The organism is Mycobacterium sp. 663a-19 (assembly GCF_035616495.1).
GTDB lineage: Bacteria > Actinomycetota > Actinomycetes > Mycobacteriales > Mycobacteriaceae > Mycobacterium.
Genome location: NZ_JAPJAV010000011.1, coordinates 65,338 through 86,931 on the forward strand (window position 1 = coordinate 65,338; position 21,594 = coordinate 86,931).

22 protein-coding genes are annotated in these 21,594 nt (G+C 68.8%); 12 read left to right on the top strand and 10 right to left on the bottom strand.

What is annotated here, in order from left to right; all coding sequences use genetic code 11:
- Position 1 precedes the first annotated feature (1 nt).
- The 4 genes from OQ968_RS19220 to OQ968_RS19235 are packed head-to-tail and all read left to right on the top strand — an operon-like array spanning position 2 to position 5,095.
- Positions 2-1,273: a glutamate-5-semialdehyde dehydrogenase gene (locus OQ968_RS19220; RefSeq protein ID WP_324680771.1), complete on the top strand. Its 1,272-nt coding sequence runs from the start codon at positions 2-4 to the stop codon at positions 1,271-1,273.
- 35 nt (positions 1,274-1,308) lie between these two features.
- A complete protein-coding gene (locus tag OQ968_RS19225; protein ID WP_076064394.1) occupies positions 1,309-2,184 on the top strand; it encodes an AAA family ATPase in 876 nt (291 codons plus the stop codon).
- A gap of 5 nt (positions 2,185-2,189) precedes the next feature.
- On the top strand, positions 2,190-3,638 hold the full coding sequence (locus tag OQ968_RS19230; RefSeq protein ID WP_324680775.1) for a VWA domain-containing protein: 1,449 nt from the start codon (positions 2,190-2,192) through the stop codon (positions 3,636-3,638).
- 32 nt (positions 3,639-3,670) lie between these two features.
- Entirely contained in the window at positions 3,671-5,095 is a 1,425-nt protein-coding gene (locus OQ968_RS19235; RefSeq protein WP_324680777.1) for an IS110 family transposase, read from the top strand.
- A gap of 267 nt (positions 5,096-5,362) precedes the next feature.
- Here OQ968_RS19235 and OQ968_RS19240 read toward each other — a convergent pair whose 3' ends face one another.
- Positions 5,363-5,791, bottom strand: coding sequence for a type II toxin-antitoxin system VapC family toxin (locus OQ968_RS19240; protein WP_324680779.1), 429 nt, complete (start codon positions 5,789-5,791; stop codon positions 5,363-5,365).
- Entirely contained in the window at positions 5,775-6,008 is a 234-nt protein-coding gene (locus tag OQ968_RS19245) for an AbrB/MazE/SpoVT family DNA-binding domain-containing protein (RefSeq protein ID WP_324680781.1), read from the bottom strand. Before OQ968_RS19245 ends, OQ968_RS19240 begins: the two co-directional genes overlap by 17 nt.
- 71 nt (positions 6,009-6,079) lie before the next feature.
- On the opposite strand from OQ968_RS19245, the gene nadD reads away from it, so the two are divergent.
- From nadD to OQ968_RS19270, 5 genes are read left to right on the top strand one after another with little or no spacing between them, the layout of a single operon-like run.
- Positions 6,080-6,712, top strand: coding sequence for a nicotinate-nucleotide adenylyltransferase (gene nadD / locus OQ968_RS19250; protein ID WP_324680783.1), 633 nt, complete (start codon positions 6,080-6,082; stop codon positions 6,710-6,712).
- Positions 6,709-7,098, top strand: coding sequence for a ribosome silencing factor (gene rsfS / locus OQ968_RS19255; RefSeq protein ID WP_324680785.1), 390 nt, complete (start codon positions 6,709-6,711; stop codon positions 7,096-7,098). The genes nadD and rsfS overlap by 4 nt, the downstream gene beginning before the upstream one ends.
- On the top strand, positions 7,095-7,775 hold the full coding sequence (gpgP, locus tag OQ968_RS19260; RefSeq protein WP_324680787.1) for a glucosyl-3-phosphoglycerate phosphatase: 681 nt from the start codon (positions 7,095-7,097) through the stop codon (positions 7,773-7,775). The genes rsfS and gpgP overlap by 4 nt, the downstream gene beginning before the upstream one ends.
- Positions 7,765-8,502: a diglucosylglycerate octanoyltransferase gene (gene octT / locus OQ968_RS19265; protein WP_324680789.1), complete on the top strand. Its 738-nt coding sequence runs from the start codon at positions 7,765-7,767 to the stop codon at positions 8,500-8,502. Before gpgP ends, octT begins: the two co-directional genes overlap by 11 nt.
- A 3-nt stretch (positions 8,503-8,505) precedes the next feature.
- Positions 8,506-9,345 (top strand): DegV family protein, encoded by an 840-nt coding sequence (locus OQ968_RS19270; RefSeq protein WP_324680791.1) that lies wholly within the window; start codon positions 8,506-8,508, stop codon positions 9,343-9,345.
- Here the strand turns inward: OQ968_RS19270 and OQ968_RS19275 are convergent.
- The 7 genes from OQ968_RS19275 to OQ968_RS19305 form a co-directional block, all read right to left on the bottom strand.
- On the bottom strand, positions 9,337-10,230 hold the full coding sequence (locus tag OQ968_RS19275; RefSeq protein WP_324680793.1) for a hypothetical protein: 894 nt from the start codon (positions 10,228-10,230) through the stop codon (positions 9,337-9,339). The two genes, OQ968_RS19270 and OQ968_RS19275, sit on opposite strands and share 9 nt — an antisense overlap.
- A 60-nt stretch (positions 10,231-10,290) precedes the next feature.
- Positions 10,291-13,197 carry an MMPL family transporter gene (locus OQ968_RS19280; protein WP_324680795.1) on the bottom strand — a complete coding sequence of 969 codons (2,907 nt, stop codon included), beginning with the start codon at positions 13,195-13,197 and terminating at the stop codon, positions 10,291-10,293.
- Positions 13,194-13,652: an MmpS family transport accessory protein gene (locus OQ968_RS19285; RefSeq protein WP_324680797.1), complete on the bottom strand. Its 459-nt coding sequence runs from the start codon at positions 13,650-13,652 to the stop codon at positions 13,194-13,196. The genes OQ968_RS19280 and OQ968_RS19285 overlap by 4 nt, the downstream gene beginning before the upstream one ends.
- A 166-nt stretch (positions 13,653-13,818) precedes the next feature.
- On the bottom strand, positions 13,819-14,877 hold the full coding sequence (locus tag OQ968_RS19290) for a dihydrodipicolinate reductase (protein WP_324680799.1): 1,059 nt from the start codon (positions 14,875-14,877) through the stop codon (positions 13,819-13,821).
- A gap of 26 nt (positions 14,878-14,903) precedes the next feature.
- A complete protein-coding gene (locus tag OQ968_RS19295; RefSeq protein WP_324680801.1) occupies positions 14,904-15,326 on the bottom strand; it encodes a PPOX class F420-dependent oxidoreductase in 423 nt (140 codons plus the stop codon).
- A 3-nt stretch (positions 15,327-15,329) separates the two neighbouring features.
- On the bottom strand, positions 15,330-16,445 hold the full coding sequence (locus OQ968_RS19300) for an acyl-CoA dehydrogenase family protein (protein ID WP_324680803.1): 1,116 nt from the start codon (positions 16,443-16,445) through the stop codon (positions 15,330-15,332).
- Between the two features lie 7 nt (positions 16,446-16,452).
- On the bottom strand, positions 16,453-17,610 hold the full coding sequence (locus OQ968_RS19305) for an acyl-CoA dehydrogenase family protein (RefSeq protein WP_324680805.1): 1,158 nt from the start codon (positions 17,608-17,610) through the stop codon (positions 16,453-16,455).
- A gap of 195 nt (positions 17,611-17,805) precedes the next feature.
- Here OQ968_RS19305 and OQ968_RS19310 point away from each other — a divergent pair, with 195 nt between their 5' ends.
- The 3 genes from OQ968_RS19310 to holA are packed head-to-tail and all read left to right on the top strand — an operon-like array spanning position 17,806 to position 21,246.
- Complete coding sequence (locus OQ968_RS19310; protein WP_324680807.1) at positions 17,806-18,660, top strand: ComEA family DNA-binding protein; 855 nt, start codon at positions 17,806-17,808, stop codon at positions 18,658-18,660.
- Between the two features lie 51 nt (positions 18,661-18,711).
- Positions 18,712-20,226 carry a ComEC/Rec2 family competence protein gene (locus OQ968_RS19315; RefSeq protein WP_324680967.1) on the top strand — a complete coding sequence of 505 codons (1,515 nt, stop codon included), beginning with the start codon at positions 18,712-18,714 and terminating at the stop codon, positions 20,224-20,226.
- A 54-nt stretch (positions 20,227-20,280) separates the two neighbouring features.
- Positions 20,281-21,246 carry a DNA polymerase III subunit delta gene (gene holA, locus OQ968_RS19320; protein WP_420715958.1) on the top strand — a complete coding sequence of 322 codons (966 nt, stop codon included), beginning with the start codon at positions 20,281-20,283 and terminating at the stop codon, positions 21,244-21,246.
- Between the two features lie 15 nt (positions 21,247-21,261).
- Here holA and rpsT read toward each other — a convergent pair whose 3' ends face one another.
- Positions 21,262-21,522 (bottom strand): 30S ribosomal protein S20, encoded by a 261-nt coding sequence (gene rpsT, locus OQ968_RS19325; RefSeq protein ID WP_324680811.1) that lies wholly within the window; start codon positions 21,520-21,522, stop codon positions 21,262-21,264.
- Between the last annotated feature and the right edge of the window lie 72 nt (positions 21,523-21,594).

Genomic DNA, 21,594 nt, shown 5'->3' on the forward strand with positions numbered 1-21,594 from the left:
AATGAGTCTGCAAGCACCGTCCCGGAGCGGAGCGACCCAACAGCAGCAATCCGACTCGCGCCGAGAGGTCCATGATGCCGCCCGCCGCGCCCGCGTCGCCTCGCGGGTCCTGGCGTTGTTGCCGACGGTGGCCAAGGACCAGGCGCTGCAGTCCGCCGCGGACGCGATCGCGGCCCACGTCGATTTGATCCTGGCGGCCAACGGCGAGGATCTCAAGGCGGCCGAGGCCGCCGGCACACCGTCCGCGATGCTCGACCGGCTGGCGCTGGACCCCAAACGTGTCGAAGGAATCGCCGCCGGCCTGCGACAGGTCGCGGGGCTGCCCGACCCGGTCGGCGAGGTGCTGCGCGGCTACACGCTGCCCAACGGGCTGCAGTTGCGGCAGCAGCGGGTCCCGCTGGGCGTGGTCGGCATGATCTACGAGGGCCGGCCCAACGTCACGGTCGACGCGTTCGGTCTGGCGCTCAAGTCCGGCAACGCCGTGTTGCTGCGGGGCAGTTCGTCGGCGTCGAAGTCGAACCAGGTGCTCGTCGAGGTGCTGCGCGCTTCGCTGGTGAGCGAGGACCTGCCCGCCGACGCGGTTCAGCTGCTTTCGGCCGCGGATCGGTCCACGGTCACCCACCTGATCCAGGCTCGCGGCCTGGTCGATGTGGTGATCCCGCGCGGCGGAGCCAGCCTGATCGACGCGGTGGTCCGCGACGCGCAGGTGCCCACCATCGAGACCGGCGTGGGGAACTGCCACGTCTACGTGGACGGCGGCGCCGACCTGGAGGTGGCCGAACGGGTCCTGCTGAACTCCAAGACCCGGCGGCCCAGCGTCTGCAATGCCGCCGAGACGCTGCTGGTCGACGCCGCGATCGCCAGGGAGGCCGTGCCCAGGCTGGTCGCCGCCCTGCAGGACGCCGGGGTGACGGTGCACCTCGATCCCGACGAGGAGCACCTGCGCCGCGAATACCTCTCGATGGAGATCGCGGTGGCGGTGGTCGACGGCGTCGACGCCGCGATCGCCCACGTCAACGAGTACGGCACCGGACACACCGAGGCCATCGTGACCGACAATATGGCTGCCGCGCAACGGTTTACCGACGGAGTCGACTCCGCGGCGGTGATGGTTAACGCGTCGACGGCGTTCACCGACGGCGAGCAGTTCGGTTTCGGTGCCGAGATCGGCATCTCCACGCAGAAGCTGCATGCCCGCGGGCCGATGGGGTTGCCGGAACTGACCTCGACCAAATGGATTGCGTGGGGGGACGGCCAAACCCGTCCGGCCTGACGCCCGGGCGCCAATCCTTTAGGAGAACTGAGATTGTGAGCGTGCCCGCCCGACCCGTGCCGCTGTTCGCGGACATCAACGATGTTTCGCGGCGGCTGGCCGAAACCGGTTATCTGCCGGACACCGCCACCGCGACGGCAGTCTTCCTGGCCGACCGGCTCGGCAAGCCGCTGCTGGTGGAGGGTCCCGCCGGGGTGGGCAAGACCGAACTGGCCCGCGCCGTCGCCCAGGCCACCGGCTCGGGTTTGGTCCGGCTGCAGTGCTACGAGGGGGTCGACGAGGCGCGGGCGCTGTACGAGTGGAACCACGCCAAGCAGATCCTGCGCATCCAGGCCGGCTCCGGAGACTGGGACGCGACCAAGAGCGACGTGTTCAGCGAGGAGTTCCTGCTGTCGCGCCCGCTGCTGACCGCCATCCGGCGCACCGAGCCGACCGTGCTGCTGATCGACGAGACCGACAAGGCCGACATCGAGATCGAAGGCCTGCTGCTGGAGGTGTTGTCCGACTTCGCGGTGACCGTCCCGGAGCTGGGCACGCTGACCGCCGAGCGGGCCCCGTTCGTGTTGTTGACCTCCAACGCCACCCGCGAGCTGTCGGAGGCGCTCAAGCGCCGCTGCCTGTTCCTGCACATCGACTTTCCCAGCCCCGACCTGGAGCGCCGCATCCTGCTGTCCCGGGTTCCCGAGCTGCCCGCCCACCTCGCCGAGGAATTGGTGCGCATCATCGGGGTGCTGCGCGGGATGCAGCTCAAGAAGGTGCCGTCGATCGCCGAGACCATCGATTGGGGCCGCACACTGCTCGCGCTGGGCCTGGACACGATCGACGACGCCGTCGTCGCCCAGACGCTGGGTGTGGTCCTCAAGCACCAGTCCGACCAGCAGCGCGCCAGCGGCGAGCTCCGGCTGAACTAGGAATCATGGCCGTCCGCCGCATCCGCCCCACCCGGCCGCTCGCCCCGCACGGGCTGCCCGGTCACCTGGTGGGCTTCGTGGAAGCGCTTCGCGGACAGGGCATTTCGGTCGGCCCGTCGGAGACGGTGGACGCGGGCCGGGTGATGGCCACCCTCGGGCTGGGCGACCGCGAGGTGCTGCGCGAGGGCATCGCCTGCGCGGTGCTGCGCCAACCCGATCACCGCGAGACCTACGACGCGATGTTCGACCTGTGGTTCCCCGCGGCGCTGGGGGCGCGCGCGGTGGTCTCGGAGGACGAGGCGGGGCCGGAGGGTGATCCGGGCGGTTTGCCGCCCGACGACATCGAGGCGATGCGCCAGATGCTGCTGGACCTGCTCACCGACAACCCCGACCTTGCCGACATGGACGAGCGGCTGGTCGCGATGGTCGCGCGGATCGTGGAGGCCTACGGGAAATACAGTTCCAGCCGCGGTCCGTCGTTCTCGTCGTACCAGGCGCTCAAGGCGATGGCACTCGACGAGCTGGAGGGCAAGCTGCTGGCGGGACTGCTCGCCCCGTACGGCGACGAGCCGAGCCCCACCCAGGAGCAGATCGCCAAAGCGCTTGCCGCGCAACGGATCACCCAGCTGCGCAAGCTGGTCGACGCCGAGACCAAGCGGCGCACCGCCGAGCAACTGGGCCGCGAGCACGTCCAGATGTACGGCATCCCACAGCTGTCCGAGAACGTCGAGTTCCTGCGGGCCTCCGGCGACCAGCTGCGCCAGATGCAGCGGGTGGTCGCGCCGCTGGCCCGCACCCTGGCGACGCGGCTGGCGGCCCGTCGGCGCCGCGCTCGCGCCGGGTCGATCGACCTGCGCAAGACGCTGCGCAAGTCGATGTCCACCGGCGGGGTGCCGATCGACGTGGTGTTGGCCAAACCGCGCCCGGCACGCCCGGAACTGGTGGTGCTGTGCGACGTGTCCGGATCCGTCGCCGGGTTCAGCCACTTCACCCTGCTGCTGGTACACGCCCTGCGCCAACAGTTCTCGCGCGTCCGGGTCTTCGCCTTCATCGACACCACCGACGAGGTGACGCACATGTTCGGGCCCGAGGCCGACCTGGCCGTCGCGATCCAGCGGATCACCCGGGAGGCCGGCGTCTACAGCCGGGACGGTCACTCCGACTACGGCAACGCCTTCGTCTCGTTCCTGCAGGCCAACCCGAACGTGCTGTCGCCGCGCAGTTCGCTGCTGGTGCTCGGCGACGGCCGCACCAACTACCGTGACCCGGCGATCGACGTGCTGGCCGACATGGTGACCGCCAGCCGGCACGCGCACTGGCTCAACCCCGAGCCCAAACACCTGTGGGGCAGCGGCGACTCGGCCGTGCCGCGCTACCAAGAGGTGATCACGATGCACGAGTGCCGGTCCGCCAAGCAGCTGGCCGCGGTGATCGACCAGCTGCTGCCGGTCTGAGGGTCCCGGCGAGCGTGCGTAGTAAGACAACTATGCCGTTGCGTGTCGATGAAGAAAATGGCGACGTCCTCCTGGTGTCGTTGACGGGCTTGGTGTCCCAAGACAGCGAGGAGGACGTCGTGGTTCAGGGTAGTGGTTTGTCGCGTGGTGACAAGCGTCGTAATGCGAAATTGGCCCGGTTGCGGGGATTAGTGCCGGCCGATTACGCGATCGTGGGCATTGATTTGGCGGATCGTAAGCAGGTGGTGGTGGTTTGTGACCACGATTTGCAGGTGCTGGCCCGCAAGACAGTCAAGGCGCGGGCATGGGAGTTGGCGCCGGTACTGGACTGGGCGCGCTGGGTTGCCCGCAAGCGCGGTTTCGCCGATGTGACGGTGGGGTGTGAGCCCACGGGGCATCGGTGGATGGTGCTCAATCAGCTTGCCGCCCAGCGGGATATGACGTTGGTGTGTGTGAATCCGATGTTGGTGGGCCGGGCTCGGGAGGTTGAGGACTACACCCGGGATAAAAGCGACGACAAGGATGCGATGCTGATCGCGCGGTTGGTGGCCGGGCTGCACTGTTATGCCCCGGAGTGTGCCGAGGAGAGTTGGGCGCGGCTGCGCCAGTTGGGGGCGCGCCGCGAACGGCTGGTCACTGAGACCACCGCGTGTATCCAGCAGCTGCGTGACCTGCTGGAGTGTGCGTGGCCGGGGGTATTGGAGGCTGCGGCCAAACCGTTTGAGTCCACGAACTGGTGTGCGGCGCTGGCGGTGGTGCTCGATCGCTGTGATGGTCACCCGGAACGGTTGGCCCGGCGGGGTTTGGCGCGGTTTGAGGCCGCGGTGTGCCGCGAGTTGGCGCGCTGGGGTGGGCAGCGGCGGCGCAGGCCCATCATTGAGGCGGTCTTTACCGCTTTGGTCGACCCCAGAGGAGTGATGGCCCAACGCCGCGGCGCATTGGAGCGTGCCAGCTTTGTGCTGGCCGATTGGCGTGGGGCCAAAACACGGCTGGCCCAAGTGGAATCCCGCATGGTTGAGGTGCTCGATGAGCTGGGGCTGGCCGAGCTGGTCACCAGCATCCCCGGCCTCAGCGCGGTGGGGGCGGCGGCGATTTTGGCCGAGACCGGTGATCTTGCCCGCTTCGATTGCCCGCGCACACTGGTCAAACATGCCGGGCTGTGCCCGCGGGATAACAGCAGCGGCACCTTTGAGGGCCGGTCGCGGATATCCCGGCGTGGCCGGCCTCGGCTGCGGCTGGCTGCATGGCGCGCGACCTGGGGTGCGCTGCACCATAACTCGGTGTTGGCCGCCCGTTACCGGTATCTGACTACCCGCGACCACAACAAGCTGACCGATGGACAGGCACGTGCGGCCATTGCTGCCGCGCTGCTGCGCTGGATCCACGTCATCGTCACCCAACGGGTGAACTGGGATGCCGCCATCGCCGGCGCCGGCGCATTGCCTACAGCGGCCTAACAAGGAGCCATTTGAATGAACCGAGGTTGGGCCAAGCTCCACGCGCGCCTGAGGCACCAGCAGGTGACCTCGCCAAACACCATGAGCAGGCCCCGCCCGGTCCTCACCAAACTCGGTTGCACGCAGTTGGGAAAAACCCGTTTGACGAACTACGTAGAGACGAGGACCAGGCTGGCCCCCCAACCCTTGACAAAACCCACTTACGAAGGTGTTCGCACGGCGACACGCCGCGTCGGGCGTACAACTGCGCACGCTCGTGGACGCGCATCAGGCCAGTAGTTCGACCTCCACTTCGAGTTTGCGATAGGTTTCCAACGCGCGGCGATCGCGTGTCACGAGCGTGAGCTGATGCTCCTTCGCGGTCGCGCCGACGAGCGCGTCGTAGACCGAACCACCGGCGATGCCGCAGGCTCCGAGCGTCGCCAGCAGCGACCCCGCGGCGCGTGTTCCCAGGAATCTGGTCTCGGGGAACGTATTTGCCAGCAGCCGGGCGACCGTCGCGGGCGTTCTTCGTGCCGGCGGCGGCAAGCGGGTCAGCACCGAGAAGGTCTCGAACGTTGCATGACCGGCCAAACCGAGGGTCCGTCCGCGCAGTGCGTGGAAGGTGTCCTTGTGATGATCGTGATCGGCAACCACAAGTGCCACGGCGACACTGGTGTCGACCAGAACTGCGGTTGTTCTAGCGCTGGCCGGCATCGCGCAATGCCTGCACGACCGCGTCGTTGACCTTGGCCCCGCCCGCAGGTATGACAAAGCGCCCGTCGCGCTCTTCCAGAGCACCACCGGCGAGGGGTTCGACGCGCAGACCGGCGCCGTCGGCCGTCACTTCTACTTCGCCGGGCTGGATCCCCAGGTGGTCGCGCAGTGCCTTCGGAATAACCAGGCGGCCCGCCCGGTCAATGGTTGCACGCATGCCTAAAGGTTACCATTAGGGCACTGACGTCACCCGGGCCGCACCAGCCCGCTCAAGTAAGCTGGCAAATCGTGCAAAAGCAGCTTCGCAGGCTAGGGGTGATGGGCGGGACGTTCGATCCCATCCATTACGGCCACCTGGTCGCTGCCAGCGAGGTCGCCGAGCTGTTCGATCTCGACGAGGTGGTGTTCGTGCCCAGCGGCCAGCCGTGGCAAAAGGACCGGCACGTGTCGGCCGCCGAGGACCGCTACCTGATGACCGTGATCGCCACCGCCTCCAATCCCCGCTTCTCCGTGAGCCGGGTCGACATCGACCGCGCCGGACCCACCTACACCCGCGACACCCTGCGCGATCTGCACGCCCTCAACCCGGATGCCCAGCTGTTCTTCATCACCGGCGCCGACGCGCTGGCGTCCATCCTGTCCTGGCAGGGCTGGGAGGAGCTGTTCGGGTTGGCGCGCTTCGTCGGGGTCAGCCGGCCCGGTTATGAGTTGCGCCGCGAGCACATCACCGGCGTCCTGGGCGAGCTCGCGGACGACGCGCTGACGCTGGTCGAGATTCCGGCACTGGCGATTTCGTCGACCGACTGCCGTCGCCGTGCCGAGGAGCACCGGCCACTGTGGTACCTGATGCCCGACGGTGTCGTGCAATACGTCTCGAAGCGCGGGCTTTACAGCAAGCCCGGCGCCCAGGGGTCGGCATGACCGCAACCCCCGAGGCCATCGACATGGCGACGGTGGCGGCCGGGGCGGCCGCGGCCAAGCTCGCCGACGACGTCGTGGTCATCGACGTCTCCGGCCAGTTGGTGATCACCGACTGCTTCGTCATCGCCTCGGCGTCCAACGAGCGGCAGGTCAACGCCATCGTCGACGAGGTCGAGGAGAAGATGCGCAGGGCGGGCTACCGGCCGGCGCGCCGCGAGGGCGCCCGCGAAGGCCGCTGGACCCTGCTGGATTACCGCGACATCGTCGTGCACATCCAGCATCAGGACGACCGCAATTTCTATGCGCTGGACCGGCTTTGGAGCGACTGCCCGGTGGTGCCGGTGGATTTGGGCGAGAACCCCGACGAGTCGGCGAGCGCGCGATGAGGGTCCGTCGCCTGGTGATGTTGCGGCACGGGCAAACCGACTTCAACCTCGGCAGCCGGATGCAGGGCCAGCTGGACACCGAGCTCAGCGAACTGGGCCGCGCGCAGGCCGTTGCCGCCGCCGAGGTGCTCGGCAAGATGCAGCCGCTGCTGATCGTGTCGTCGGATCTGCGGCGCGCCTACGACACCGCGGTCAAGGTGGGGGAGCGCACCGGCCTGACGGTGTGCGTGGACGAGCGATTGCGGGAGACCCATCTCGGTGACTGGCAGGGCCTCACCCATGCCCAGATCGACGCCGAGGCCCCGGGCGCCCGGCTGGCGTGGCGCGAGGACGCGACGTGGGCGCCCCACGGCGGGGAGAGCAGGGTCGACGTGGCCGCGCGCGGCCTGCCGTTGATCGCCGAGCTGGTATCCGGCGACCCGGAATGGGGAGACAGCAACCACCCGGATCGGCCCGTGGTGCTGGTGGCCCACGGCGGCCTGATCGCGGCGCTGTCGGCGGCGCTGCTGAAGCTTCCGGTCGCCAACTGGCCGATCCTGGGCGGCATGGGCAACGCCAGCTGGGTGCAGCTGTCCGGCCACTCCGAGGACTCCGGCGATGCAGGCGATTTCGATGCCATCCGCTGGCGTCTCGATGTGTGGAACGCTTCGGCGCAGGTCTCCAACGATGTCCTCTGAAGCGCGGCCGGTGCTGCTGGTCTTCGCGGACTCGCTGGCCTATTACGGGCCCACCGGCGGTCTGCCCGCCGACGACGCCCGGATCTGGCCCAATATCGTTGCCGCACAGCTTGATTGGGATGTGGAACTGATCGGCCGCATCGGCTGGACGTGCCGCGACATCTGGTGGGCGGCCACCCAGGATCCGCGGGCCTGGGCGGCGCTGCCCGGGGCCGGGGCGGTGATCTTCGCCACCGGCGGCATGGATTCGCTGCCCTCGGTGCTGCCGACGGCGCTGCGCGAGCTGATCCGCTACGTGCGGCCGCCGCGGCTGCGGCGCTGGGTCCGCGACGGGTACGCCTGGCTGCAGCCCAGGCTCTCACCGGTGGCCCGGTCCGCGTTGCCGCCGCACCTGAGCGCCGAATACCTCGAACAGACCCGCGGCGCAATCGATTTCAACCGCCCCGGCATTCCGATCGTGGCGTCGCTGCCGTCGGTGCACATCGCCGAGACGTACGGCAAGGCCCACCACGGCCGCGCGGGCACCGCCGCGGCGATCGCCGAATGGGCGCAGCGCCACGACATTCCCCTGGTGGACCTCAAAGCCGCGGTGGCCGAACACGTCATGAGCGGACGCGGCAACCCCGACGGCATCCACTGGAACTTCGAGGCGCACCAGGCGGTCGCGGAGCTGATGCTCAAGGCGCTGGCCGAGGCCGGCGTATCGACCGGGAAACCGCGGGGGTAGGGCGTGCCTGTTGTGGTGGTGACCGATGCATCGTCGCGGCTGCCGGCCGAGCTGCTCGAAAAGTGGGCCATCCGAGTGGTTCCGCTGCACATCCTGCTCGACGGCGACGACCTGCGCGACGGGGTGGACGAGATCCCCGACGACATCTACCAGCTGCATGCCACCACCGCCGCGGCGACCCCGGCCGAACTGGCCGACGTCTACCAGGAGGCGCTGGCCGACAGCGACGGAGACGGCGTTGTGGCGGTGCATATTTCGGCGGCGTTGTCGGGCACCTACGGCAACGCCGAACGCACCGCGGCGGACCTCGACCCGGCCATCCGGGTGATCGACTCGAGGTCCGCCGCGATGGGCACCGGCTTTTGCGCGCTGGCCGCCGCGCGGGCCGCGGCCGCCGGCGCCGACCTGGACGCCGTGGCGGACGCCGCGAGCTCGGCCGTGTCCCGGACCCACGCGTTCATGGTGGTGCACCGGCTGGACAATCTGCGCCGCAGCGGCCGCATCGGCGGCGCCAAGGCGTGGCTCGGCACCGCGCTGGCGCTCAAGCCATTGCTGCGCGTCGAGGACGGCAAACTTGTTCTGGCCCAACGGGTGCGCACCGTCAGCAACGCGACGGCGGCGATGATCGACCGGGTCTGCGAGATCGTCGGCGACGGCCCCGCGGCACTGGCCGTGCACCATGTCGCCAACCCCGACGGCGCGAGCGAGGTGGCGGCGACGCTGGCGCGGCGGCTACCGGCCTGCGAGCCGGCGATCGTCACGCCGCTGGGGCCGGTGCTCGCGCTGCACGTCGGTGCGGGAGCGGTCGCGGTGTGCCTGGAATTGCCGGAGCCGTCACGCTGATTGCCCGGTCGGCGTCGAAGAGCCGGTGAACGGCACCTCCACGCCCTTTTGAAATGACAAGGCCGCGCTTTGAGCGACCAACACGACGACGAGCGCGACCACCCACAGCCATGCTTCGGCAGGAGTGATGTGCGCGGCCGGATCCTTATAACGCAACGCCATGATGGACCGCACGATCACGGCCGCAACGACGGCGACGGTGATGTAGGGGACGACGGTGCGGACCCGAAGCGCCGTGCGCCCCGTCGGTGATTCCGAACGCCGCCTGCCGATTCCGGCGTACCACACCGCGGCGCAGACGACGATGATCGCCAGCGGTATCGGAATCGAGAGCCGGTTGGCCCAGTCCCACAGCGGTTGCAGCGGCCGGTGCGTCTGCGGGTCACCCAGCGAGAGCGCGAGGTGCATGATCGTGTCTTCGACGAGGAACACGGTGATCGGCGGCACGAGCACCGCCAGGATGAACACGCAGTGTTTGGCGAGGACGCCCGCGGTGCCCGAAATAAACTGCACGATGGCGTAAAGCAACATGTAGATCGAGGCCCCGAACGCCACGGCGCCCAGCACCTCCACGGATCCGGCTCGACCGTTGCTGAGGGCGCAGCCGCTCTCGCCGGCCAGCAAGCCGTACCGCAGGGTCGTCAGGAACAGGCCCAGAAACGCACACACCAGCGCGATGCCCACCTGGGTGTCGTGCTCGACCTCGCGCGGCTCCGGCGAATGACCTTCGCCGCGGCGCCGGTAGGCGCGGTCGAGCACGAGATTGATGACGACGAAGGCGAACCCGGCGAGGATGCCGGTGAATTGCGCGTAGGTCCTGGCCACGATCGACATGTCGAAGCCAGTCCAGAGGTTGCAGGAGTCGGCGAGCAGTCCGGTGGCCATCGTCGGCATCTTAAGGCCGACCGCGGCGTCACGCCGTCAAAAGACTTCGGACACGCCGCGTTAGGCGTTGACCGCCCGTCGTGCATTGTCGCCGCGCGGGTGCACAACTCGCGGCCACCAGAACCACCGTCCCAGCAGGGTGGCGATCGACGGCATCAACAGCGTGCGCACGATCAGCGTGTCGAGCAGCAGGCCGATGCAGACGGTCGATCCGAACTGGCCCAGCACCCGCAGGTCGCTGCCCAGCATGGACGCCATGGTGAAGGCGAACACCAGGCCCGCCGCGGTCACCACCCCGCCGGTGCCGGCCATCGAACGGATGATTCCGGTCTTGAGCCCGCCATGGATCTCTTCGCGGAACCGGGACACCAGCAGCAGGTTGTAGTCGGATCCCACGGCCAACAGGATGATCACGGACAGCGCCGCGACGATCCAGTGCACCTTGATGCCGAACAGGTCCTGCCAAATGAGCACGGACAGGCCGAAAGACGCGGCGATGGAGCTGGCCGCGGTGCCGACGATCACCAGCGCGGCAACCACGCTGCGGGTGAGCAGCAGCATGATCATGAAGATCAGGGTGAGGGCCGAGACCACCGCGATCATCAGGTCGTACTTTTCACCGTCGGCCATGTCCTTGAATGTCGCGGCGGTTCCGCCGAGATAGACCTTGGCGTCCGACAGGGAGGATTGCTTCAGTCCCTCCTGCGCCGCGGTGCGCTCCGAGTCGACCCGCGAAATCCCTTCCGGGGTCATGGGATCGCCCTGATGGGTGATGAAGAAGCGCGCCGACTTGCCGTCCGGCGACAGGAACATTCGCAGGCCCGTCTGAAAGTCCGGGTTCTGGAAGGCCTCCGGCGGCAGGTAGAAGAAGTCGTCGTTCTTGGAGGTGTCGAAACTCTGGCCCATGACGACCCCGGTGTTACTCATCGCCTCCATCTGGTCGATCATCGCCTTGAACGTCTGGTACAGCGTCAGCGTGATGCCGCGGGTGGTCTTCAGCGTCGCGATCAGCGTGGGAAACAGCGCCGTCAGGTCGTGTGTGGCGTTGGCGGTGTGCTGAATGTCGGCCGTGAGCAGGTGGAACTGCTCGGACAATTGATCGAATCCGTCGAGCGAGTCGAACAGGGATCGCAACCCAAAGCACAACGGGATGTCGTAGCAGTGCTTTTCCCAATAGAAGTACGTGCGCATCGGCCGGAAGGTGTCATCGAAATCCGCGATGTGATTGCGCAACTCGTCGGTGATCTCCGAGGTCGTCGCCGTGGTCTTCGCGCTGTCATCGGCGGCCTTCGAAAGATCCAGCGACACCTCGTACTGGCGCTGCGTGGTGTCGATCTGGGTCTGCAGGTCATCGGCCATCCGGAGGATGTCGGCGATGCGGTCCTTGAGGAACTGCATGTTTTGCATCGTCGTCTGGCTTTGCATGCTGGTCTGGAACGGTATCGAGCTGTGCTGGATCGGGATGCCCAGCGGGCGCGTGATGTCCTGCACCATCGCGATGCCCACCGTGCGCATGACATTCTTGGCCACCCTGTCCAACACCAGCATGTCGGCGGGGTTCCGCATGTCGTGGTTCGCTTCGACCATCAACATGTCGGGGTTCATCCGGGCCTGTGAGAAATGCCGGTCCGCGGCCGCCTGACCGAGGTTCGACGGAGCCGAGGTCGGCAGGTAGTAGCGATCGTTGTAGCTCGTTTTGAAGCTGGGCAGGGCGACCATGCCGACCAGCACGATCGCGGCGCTGACGGCCAGAATCGGTGCGGGCCAACGCACTACCGCGGTGCCCACCCGCCGCCACAGCCGACCCCGCTTGGCCGCTCTCTTGGACTCGAAGAGATGAAAGCGACTGCCCACGAACACGACCGCGGGACCCAGCGTGAGCCCGGCCAGCACCACGACCAGCATACCGATCGCGACGGGTGCGCCCATGGTGTTGAACCAGGGCAGCCGGGCGAAGCTCAGGCAGTAGGTCGCGCCGGCGATCGTCAGGCCCGACCCCAAGACGACCGGGGCCACCCCGCGAAACGTGGTGTAGTAGGCGGTTTCTCGATCCTCGCCGGCCCGCAGCGCCTCCTGATAGCGGCCGACGAGGAAGATCCCGTAGTCGGTACCGGCGGCGATCGCCAACATGGTCAGGATGTTCGCGGCGAACGTCGTCAGCCCAAATGCATTGTGATAGGCCAGAACCGCGACCACGCCGCGCGAACATGCCAATGCGACGAAGGTCATGAACAGCTGGACCAACGTCGTGACGATGGACCGGTACACCAGCAGCAACATGATCGCGATGGCGCCCAGGGTGAACAGGGTGATCTTGGCCAGGCTCGCGTTGCCGATGATGTGCATGTCGTCGGACAGCGCGGCGGGCCCGGTGACGTAGGCCTTCACCCCGGGTGGCGCCTGGTTGCGGTCGATCACCTTGCGGACGGCGTCGACGGACTCGTTGGCCTGCGTGGTGCCCTGGTTGCCGGCGAGGTTCAACATGACGTAGGCGGCCTTGGCGTCGGCGCTCTGCGCTCCCGCGGCGGTCAGCCGGTCGCCCCAGAAGTCCTGGATGTGCTGGATGTGCTTGGGATCGGCGCGCAGTTGGCGGACCAGGTTGTCGTAGTAGCGGTGCGCGTCGTCGCCGAGGGGCTTTTGGCCTTCCAGGACGATCATCACGGTGCTGTTGGAGTCGAACTCGTGGAAGTTGTGACCCAGCAGCATCATCGCCTTCATCGACGGCGCGTCCAGCGGGGTCATCGGCGCCGAGTGCGCCTCGCCGACCACTTCCAATCGCGGGACGATCACGTTGACGAGGACCGTCACGAACACCCAGCCCAGGATGATGGGCACCGCGAAGATGCGGATCGTGTGCGGGAGGGCCGGCCGGTGGCCGCGCTCGGCCCTAGCGCGCCCCAGGTTGCCGATCGGCCCCGTGTCGGCGTCTTCGGCGGTCGTTTGACTCTTGCTGTTCACGTCGCTCATGCGGACTTCACCAGGCAGAAGGTCTGGGCGTTGTGGCCTTCGGAGTTTTGTTGCTCGCGGACGACGCCGTCCACGGTGATCTTGCAACTGATTTGGCTGCTATCGCTTTGCGCCATGATGTTGGCGCTGACCGCGGGCAGTGTCGTCGAGATCGTGGTCGACCACGGCAGCGGTGCCGAGTTGACCTGGTGGGTGTTGGCGTACTCGTCCCAGTAATTGATGTTCGCGGTGGCGCCCGGCGGGCCGGACACCTCGTAGACGACGACCTTGGGGTTGAACTGCACGATCTCGATCCCGGCGCCGGCGTTCGCGTTGAGGTCCTGGGAGCCGAAGATCTTGTGCAGCCGCATCACCACCAGGCCGGAGACGGCGAGAACAACGATCAGCAGCAACGGTATCCAGGCCCGCTTGAACAGGCGGGTGAGGGCACCGGTAGTGGAACCTCGACCAGCCATCACCGACCGCCTTCCGCTCACCGCCGACGGGGCCCGCCGTCCTGCCGGAACGCTCGCCGCCGTCGTCGACAACATTAGTTGTCGCCGGAACCATTTGCTCGGCTAAGTACTCTAACCCTTAGAGGACGGCAGCGTTCCTCCGGGGGTGCCGGCCCGCGCCGGGCCGCTAGCGCGCCACTCGCCCGGTGACCGGCGGCAAGTCCGCCAGCGTCACGATCCCGGGCTGCGCCGCCACCACCGCCGGGACCGCGTTGGTCACCGGCATCGCGGTGTAGATCATGCCCAGTCCCATGAACCCGGGCTCGGTCCAATCCTTGGGCGGCAGGCAGTGCAGGACGGTGCGCATGTTGGGCAACCCGAAAACCTGGATGACGTGGCCGTGCTCGAGCGGCTTGGGCGGGACCACATGGCCGCCCATGACCCAGTTGAATCCGACGCTGACGACGTTGCGGTCGCCTTCCCAGCCCCGGTGGTAGCCGTAGACGCCGCCGACCGTTCCCGCGGGGATCCTCATGAAGCCCAGATCGGAATCGGCGGTGGCCGCGGTGAACGTGACGTCGAAGGTCATCCTGTCCAGCTTCGCGCCGATCGCGTCGGCCATCATCGCCGCCGACTCCGCGAAAACCTCGCTTTCGGTGCGCACGCTGTCGGCCAGGCCCGGGGTGTCGGGATCCTGCGAGAACCCCATCGCCGTCTGGGTTTCCGCCGATTCGTAGGTCGAGCAGTCCACCGACTCGGTGATCCGGATCTCGTCGACACGCTCGCAGGAGCCGGACAACACCATGCCGACCATGTTCGTCATCCCGGGGTGCGCGCCGCTGCCGAAGATCGTCGAGCCGCCGCGCTCGCAGGCGTCCTCGATGCGCTTGCGGTCCTGCGGCGTCTGCTTGCCGCCGGTGATCCACGCCGCGCTGCTGCACACGTTGACGCCCGACTCCAGCAGGCGGACCAATTCGTCGATGTTGGGCCACAACGGGTTATAGCAACACGCGTCGGGCTTCAGCGCGAGCAGCGCGTCGACGTCGTTGGTCGCCTGCACCCCGGTCGGCTCGGGCCAGCCGGCCAGTTTGGCCGCGTCGACACCGACCTTGTCGGGTCCGTGCGCGTAGACGCCGACGAGCTCCAAGTCGGGTCTGCCGATGATGGCATGCAGTGACCGCCGCCCGATGTTTCCGGTCGTCCACTGGATCACCCGCAACGGACGATCCATCGGGGGCTTGCTCATCGCGTCTCCTTTGACGTTGCTGAAATTCAGTTGCTGATGTCGAATCCGGCGACGACCTTGGTCGGGCGCACGCGCACCACCAGCTCGCCGGGAACGGCGTTGCGCCGGCCGAATTCGTCGGCGCGGTCGGCGCCCATGTATCGCGCGCCGGCGCGGGTCGCGATGTCCAGCACGTCCCGCGGATCGTCGGTCGCCGTCGCCACGCCCTGCACCTGGACGAACGAATACGGCGGGTGGGGGTCGTCGACGCAGATCACCACTCGCGAATCACGGGCTATCGCACGGCCTTTCGACGTGCTACGGCCGGTGGTGAACGCCAGTTGACCGTCGTCGACGACGAACCACACCGGCGCGACCAACGGCCGGCCGTCGCCGGCCAGGTAACCGAGCATCCCGGTACGGGTTCCGGCCGAGAGGAATTCGACGACCTTGTCGGACAGCTCGGCCATGCGTCAGAGCCGCGCCAGGTCGTAGCCGGCGATGTGGTCGATCAGCACCTGGAGGTGGTCCCGCGAGGAGCCCAGCGTGTGCTCGATCGCGGTGAGCCGGGCGGCGTAGTGGCCGACCGGATATTCGGCGGTCATGCCGATGCCGCCGTGCAGCTGGATGGCCTCCTGGGCGATGTGCCGTCCGGAGCGGCCGACCTGCAGCTTGGCGCGCGACGCGATCACCGGGTCGAGGTTGCCGTCGGCGATCGACATCGCGGCGTAGAAGCTCATGCTGCGGGCCAACTCCAGCGACACGTACATGTCGGCGGCCCGCTGGGTGAGCGCCTGGAACTTGTTCAGCGTGACGCCGAACTGCTTGCGGGTCTTGAGGTAATCGGTGGTCAGGCGCAGCGCCTCCTCCATCGCCCCGACCGCCTCGGAACACAACGCCGACTGGATGCGGATGAGGGCGTCGCGGATGGCGGGGGAGGCATCCCGGACGTCGGAGGCATCGCCCAGCGGCTCGGCGGGCGCGGAGTCCAGGTCGATCTGAGCGCCGCGCTGACCGTCGAATGTCGGGTAGGGGTGCCGGTTCACGGCGCCGGCGTCGACCAAGAACAATCCCGTGCCGCCGTCCGGCAACGCGGCGCTGACCACCAGCGTGTCGGCGCAGTCACCGGCCGGGACGGGGTTCTTGGTTCCGGTGAGGGTCCACGAATCGCCTTGCCGCGCAGCCCGAGTGGTGACCGTCGCGGTCGGCTTCCGGTGGCCGGTTTCCAAATGGGCGAACGCGAGCAGCCTTTGACCCGCGGCCACCTCGTCCAGCAGTTGCTTTTGCGCGTCGCTTCCGCGCTCGGCGATCAGCGCGCCCGGCGCCAGCGCGGCATGCACGACGGGCTCTGGCGCCAACCGCCGCCCGATCTCGGTGAGCACCACCATGATCTCGATCTGGCCCGCCTCGTCCGGCTCGAACCCGAGGCCCAGGATCCCGGTGTCGGCGAGCTGACTCCAGACGTCGCGGCTCCAGCCGAGATCAGTCTCGATGATCTTGTTGCGGCTCTCGGGATCGTAGGTGCGCGACAGCAGGTCGCGGGTGGTGTCGCGGAGCAGGGCCTGCTCGTCGCTCAGCTGAAAGTCCATGGCTGCCTCACAATCCCAGAATGGTGGACGCGATGATGTTGCGCTGCACCTCGTTGCTGCCGCCGTAGATCGACGTCTTGCGGTAGTTGAGGTAGCGCGGGGCGCTGGCCTGCGCCCACGGTGGTGACGCGATATCGTCACCGTCGACCGGCAGCGCGTCAGGGCCGGCCACCTCGACGAGCAGCTCGGTGGCGATCTGCTGCAATTGACTGCCGCGCATCTTGAGCACCGACGATGCCGGGTTGGGCTTGCCGTCCGCGGAGTCCGTCGTCACCCGGGACTGCGTGAGTTCCAGTGCCAGCACCTCGTTTTCGGCCTCGGCCAGGCGCGCGGCGAACAGCGGGTCGTCGAGCAGGCCCGTCTCGATGGCGTATTTCTTCACCTCGGCGAGGCGGACCTTGGTCCGGCCGACCCCGGCGATGCCGGTGCGCTCGTTGCCCAGCAGGAACTTCGCGTACGTCCAGCCCTGATTCTCTTCTCCCACAAGCTGATTGGCCGGCACCCGCACGTCTTCGAAGAAGACCTCGTTGACCTCGCGGCCGCCGTCGATCGTCTTGATCGGCCGCAGCGTGATGCCCGGCGTCGCCATGTCGATGAGCAGGAAAGAAATGCCGGCCTGGCGTTTGGGCGCCTGCGGGTCGGTGCGCACCAGGCAGAAGATCCAGTCCGCGTACTGGCCCAGCGTGGTCCACGTCTTCTGACCGTTGACGACGTAGCTGTCGCCGTCGCGCACCGCGGTGGTGCGCAGCGACGCGAGGTCCGAGCCGGCCTCCGGCTCGGAGAACCCCTGGCACCACCAGATGTCGATGCTCGCCGTCGGCGGCAGGAAGCGCTCCTTGATGTCCTGGGACCCGAATTCGGCGATCACCGGGCCGACCATCTTGGTGTTGAAGTTCAGCGGCTCCGGCACGCACGCCAGCTGCATCTCGTCGGCCCAGATCTGGTACTGGGTCGGCGTCCAGTCCTTGCCGCCCCACTCGACGGGCCAGTTGGGCACCGCGAGGCCGTGCTCGTTGAGGATCTTGTGGCTGGTGACGATCAGCTCCTTGGTCACCGGCGCGCCCTGGCGCACCGCCTCGCGGAGCTCTTCGGGGATCTGGGTGGTGTAGAAGGTGCGCAGCTCGTCGCGGAACGCCGCTTCCTCGGGTGTGAGCGCCAACTTCATGGCTGCCTCCTGTCGTCTGGGGGTGAGCGTGGCGACCCGCCGCGGTTCGGGTGTCGGGTCCCGGTCGGTCGCTCCGGCCTCCATCTTGACCCATCCCGTGTGGTGGTTGTGCACAGCCTCGGGTTAATCCACAAACGGTCGCCGCAACGGTCCCGGACGGGTCGTCCGGGCGGTCGGCGCGCTTACCGTCGGCGCATGCGAACCGAACTGCCCGCCCAGCGACTGCACCGAAGGTTCGGCGCCGACCCCGATGCGGATTCGCGCGCCGATCCGGAGGACTCCGGGCACGACCCGGACGTGCCGGACGACGACCAGAATTCGTTGCTGCCGCGGTGGCTTCCCGACGGCTCCCGGCGCGACGGCTGGGTGGCCAGGCTGCGCGCCGATCCGGGCCGCGCCGGCGCGATCGCGTTAGCGGTGGTCGCCGCGCTGGCCGTGCTGGTCACGATCTTCACCCTGGTGCGCGACAAGCCGGCGCCGATGATGTCGGCCAAGCTGCCACCGGTCGAGCGGGCAGCCACGGCGAGCCCGCGATCCTCGTCGGGTCCGGCCGCCGGCCAGCCGGTGGTGGTCAGCGTGGTCGGCCTCGTCCACACGCCCGGATTGGTCACCCTGGCACCCGGCGCGCGGATCTCCGATGCGCTGCAGGCCGCCGGCGGCGCCGTGGACGGCGCGGACACCATCGGGCTGAACATGGCCCGCCCGGTCGGCGACGGCGAGCAGATCGTGGTCGGGCTGGCCCCGATCTCGGGACAGCCGAGAGCGTTGGGCAGCTCGGTGGCCTCCGGCCCGGCACCGACGCCCGGGATGTCGACGCCGGGGGCGCCCGCACCGACGCCGGGCAAGCCGAAGGCGGGCGGGCCCGTCGACCTCAACACCGCGACCGTTGAGCAGCTGGACGCGCTGCCGGGGGTCGGACCGGTCACCGCCGCCGCGATCGTGGCGTGGAGGCAGGCCAACGGCAAATTCACCAGCGTCGATCAGCTCGCCGACGTCGACGGCATCGGCCCGGCGCGGCTGGAGAAGCTGCGTGCCCTGGTCCGTGTCTGAGACCCGGTGCGCCAGCCCGGCTTCGAGGACGCGTCGCCAGCGCACCTCGATGTGCGCCTGGTCCCGGCCGCGCTCACCGGGTGGACGGTCACCGCCGCCGGGATCGTGTGGCCGGTGGGCCGGGCGCTGGCGATCTGCTGCGCCGGGCTGGTCGCCGCCTCGTGCGCGCTGCTGTGCGTGGGGCGACGCGACCGCCGCCTGCGGGCGATCGGCGCGGGCGCGCTGGCGATCGGTGTGGTCGGCGCGGGCTTCGGGCTCGCGATCGCGCTGCGCGCCGATGCGGTGGCCCGCCATCCCCTCGCCGCGGCGTTCGGGACCGCTGCCCCGATGACGGTCACTCCCAGCGAGAGCCCGGTGTCGCTGGGTAGCGGCAGGCTGATGTTTCGCGCCACGCTGCAGCGGCTGCGCACCGACGAAATATCCGGGCGCGTGGTCGTTTTCGCGCGCACCGCGGATTTCGGCGGTGTGATGGCGGGACAGCCGGTGCGCTTCACCGCGCGGATCAGCCGTCCCGCCCGCCATGACCTGACGGTTGCGGTGCTCAACGCGACGGGACGTCCCACGATGGGCGAGGCCGGCGCGGCGCAGCGCGCCGCCCACACCGTGCGCACCCGGTTCGCCGCCGCGGCCCGCGACGCGTTGCCGGCCGAGCAGGCCGCGCTGCTGCCCGCTCTCGTCCTCGGCGACACCGCGGCGGTCAGCGCCGAGACCGGTCGCGACTTTCGCGCCGCCGGCCTGACACACCTGATGGCGGTGTCGGGGGCCAACGTCACGATCGTGTGCGCGGCGGTGCTGTTCTCAGCCCGGCTGATCGGCCCGCGCGCGGCCGTGGCGGCGGCCGCGGTGGCGCTGCTGGCCTTCGTCGTCGTCGTCCAGCCGACCGCCAGCGTGTTGAGGGCGGCCGTGATGGGTGCCATCGCGCTAGCGGGGATGCTGTCTTCGCGTCGGCGGCAAGCGATTCCGGCCCTGTCGGCGTCCGTGCTGATACTGCTGGTCGTCGCCCCGCACCTGGCCGTCGACGTGGGCTTCGCGCTCTCGGTGCTGGCCACGGCGGCGCTGGTGGTCATCGCGCCGGCCTGGTCGCGGCGCCTGACCGCTCGGGGCTGCCCCAGGCCGCTGGCGGATGCGCTGGCGGTGGCGTTGGCCGCGCACGTGGTTACCGCCCCGCTGGTCGCCGGCATTTCGGGCCGGCTCAGCCTGGTGGCGGTCTTCGCCAACCTCGCGGTGGCGGCGGCGATCGCGCCGATCACGGTGCTGGGCAGCGCGGCGGCCGTGCTGTGCCTGCTGTGGCCGACCGGCGCGCAGCTGCTGATCCGATTCGCCGGCCCCGAGCTGTGGTGGGTGTCGAGCGTGGCGCGGTGGGCGGCCGATGTCCCCGCGGCGACCGTGCCGGTGCCGTCCGGGACGGCCGGTGTGGCGGCGGTCGGCGGCGCAACTGCCCTGGCGTTTGCGATCGCCGCGCCGTTGTGGCGGTGGCGATCGTTTCGGGTGGCGGCCGGAATGAGCGGCGCGGCGGTCGTCGTGTGTGTGTTGGCGTGGTCGCTGTCGGGACTCGTCGGCCCATAGTCAAGCCCAGTCGGACCGGCGTGACACCATCGTGGAATGAGCGATCTTGCGCCGTTGCACCTGGTCCTGGGGGACGAGGAACTGCTGGTCGAGCGGGCGGTGGCCGACCTGCTGCGCGCGGCTCGGGAGCGTGCCGGCGCCCACGCCGGGGCCGACGATGTGCCGGTCAGCCGGATGCGCGCCGGCGACGTCGGCACCTACGAACTGGCCGAACTGCTGAGCCCGTCGCTGTTCGCCGACGAGCGCATCGTCGTGTTGGAGGCCGCCGGCGAAGCGGGCAAGGACGCGGCCGCGGTGATCGCCGCCGCGGCCGCCGACGTCCCGGCCGGCACGGTGCTGGTGGTGGTGCACTCCGGTGGCGGGCGGGCCAAGGCGCTGGCCGGCGAGTTGCAGAAGCTGGGTGCGCAGGTCCACCCGTGCGCGCGGATCACCAAACCCAGCGAACGCGCCGACTTCGTCCGCAAGGAATTCCGCGCGCTGCGGGCCAAGGTCGACGAGGAAACGGTGACCGCGCTGCTCGACGCCGTCGGCTCCGATGTGCGCGAATTAGCCTCGGCCTGTTCACAATTGGTCGCCGACACCGGCGGCGCCGTCGATGCCGCCGCGGTGCGGCGCTACCACAGCGGGAAGGCGGACGTGAAGGGATTCGACATCGCCGACAAGGCGGTGGCCGGCGACATCGAGGGAGCATTGGAGGCGCTGCGCTGGGCGATGATGCGCGGTGAGCCGCTGGTGGTGCTGGCCGATGCCCTGGCCGAGGCCGTGCACACCATCGGCCGGGTCGGGCCGCTGTCCGGCGAAAACCCCTACCGCCTGGCGGCGCAGGTGGGGTTGCCGCCGTGGCGGGTGCAGAAGGCGCAGAAGCAGGCCCGGCGTTGGTCGCGCGACACGGTGGCAACCGCGATGAAGGTGGTGGCGGCGCTCAACGCCAACGTCAAGGGTGCGGTGGCGGACGCCGACTACGCCTTGGAGTCGGCGGTCAGGCAGGTCGCCGAGCTGGTGGCCGACCGCGGCCGATGAGCGCCGGACCCGCGCTCAGAGCTTGTTGAGGGCCTTGGCCAGCGCCGACTTCTTGTTGGCCGCCTGGTTCTTGTGGATCACGCCCTTGCTGGCCGCCTTGTCCAGCTTGCGGTTGGTCGACACCAGCAACGCCGTGGCCTTGTCCTTGTCGCCGGCGTCGGTGGCCTCGCGGAACGCGCGCACGGCGGTGCGCAGCGAGGACTTCACCGACTTGTTGCGCAGGCGGGCGCGCTCATTGGTGCGATTGCGCTTCTGCTGCGACTTGATGTTGGCCACGCGTTGTTTCCTTCTTGGATTCGGTGTTGGCTTGAGGCGGCCGGATACAGCCGGCGGCGACTGCCCAGGTTA

What these genes read in the sequence shown, in the direction of transcription:
- OQ968_RS19220 (WP_324680771.1), top strand. Translation starts at nt 2, where the DNA reads ATGAGTCTGCAAGCACCGTCCCGGAGCGGAGCGACCCAACAGCAGCAA.
- OQ968_RS19230 (WP_324680775.1), top strand. Translation starts at nt 2,190, where the DNA reads ATGGCCGTCCGCCGCATCCGCCCCACCCGGCCGCTCGCCCCGCACGGG.
- OQ968_RS19235 (WP_324680777.1), top strand. Translation starts at nt 3,671, where the DNA reads ATGCCGTTGCGTGTCGATGAAGAAAATGGCGACGTCCTCCTGGTGTCG.
- OQ968_RS19240 (WP_324680779.1), bottom strand. Translation starts at nt 5,791, where the DNA reads ATGCCGGCCAGCGCTAGAACAACCGCAGTTCTGGTCGACACCAGTGTC.
- OQ968_RS19245 (WP_324680781.1), bottom strand. Translation starts at nt 6,008, where the DNA reads ATGCGTGCAACCATTGACCGGGCGGGCCGCCTGGTTATTCCGAAGGCA.
- rsfS (WP_324680785.1), top strand. Translation starts at nt 6,709, where the DNA reads ATGACCGCAACCCCCGAGGCCATCGACATGGCGACGGTGGCGGCCGGG.
- gpgP (WP_324680787.1), top strand. Translation starts at nt 7,095, where the DNA reads ATGAGGGTCCGTCGCCTGGTGATGTTGCGGCACGGGCAAACCGACTTC.
- octT (WP_324680789.1), top strand. Translation starts at nt 7,765, where the DNA reads ATGTCCTCTGAAGCGCGGCCGGTGCTGCTGGTCTTCGCGGACTCGCTG.
- OQ968_RS19275 (WP_324680793.1), bottom strand. Translation starts at nt 10,230, where the DNA reads ATGGCCACCGGACTGCTCGCCGACTCCTGCAACCTCTGGACTGGCTTC.
- OQ968_RS19280 (WP_324680795.1), bottom strand. Translation starts at nt 13,197, where the DNA reads ATGAGCGACGTGAACAGCAAGAGTCAAACGACCGCCGAAGACGCCGAC.
- OQ968_RS19285 (WP_324680797.1), bottom strand. Translation starts at nt 13,652, where the DNA reads ATGGCTGGTCGAGGTTCCACTACCGGTGCCCTCACCCGCCTGTTCAAG.
- OQ968_RS19290 (WP_324680799.1), bottom strand. Translation starts at nt 14,877, where the DNA reads ATGAGCAAGCCCCCGATGGATCGTCCGTTGCGGGTGATCCAGTGGACG.
- OQ968_RS19295 (WP_324680801.1), bottom strand. Translation starts at nt 15,326, where the DNA reads ATGGCCGAGCTGTCCGACAAGGTCGTCGAATTCCTCTCGGCCGGAACC.
- OQ968_RS19300 (WP_324680803.1), bottom strand. Translation starts at nt 16,445, where the DNA reads ATGGACTTTCAGCTGAGCGACGAGCAGGCCCTGCTCCGCGACACCACC.
- OQ968_RS19305 (WP_324680805.1), bottom strand. Translation starts at nt 17,610, where the DNA reads ATGAAGTTGGCGCTCACACCCGAGGAAGCGGCGTTCCGCGACGAGCTG.
- OQ968_RS19310 (WP_324680807.1), top strand. Translation starts at nt 17,806, where the DNA reads ATGCGAACCGAACTGCCCGCCCAGCGACTGCACCGAAGGTTCGGCGCC.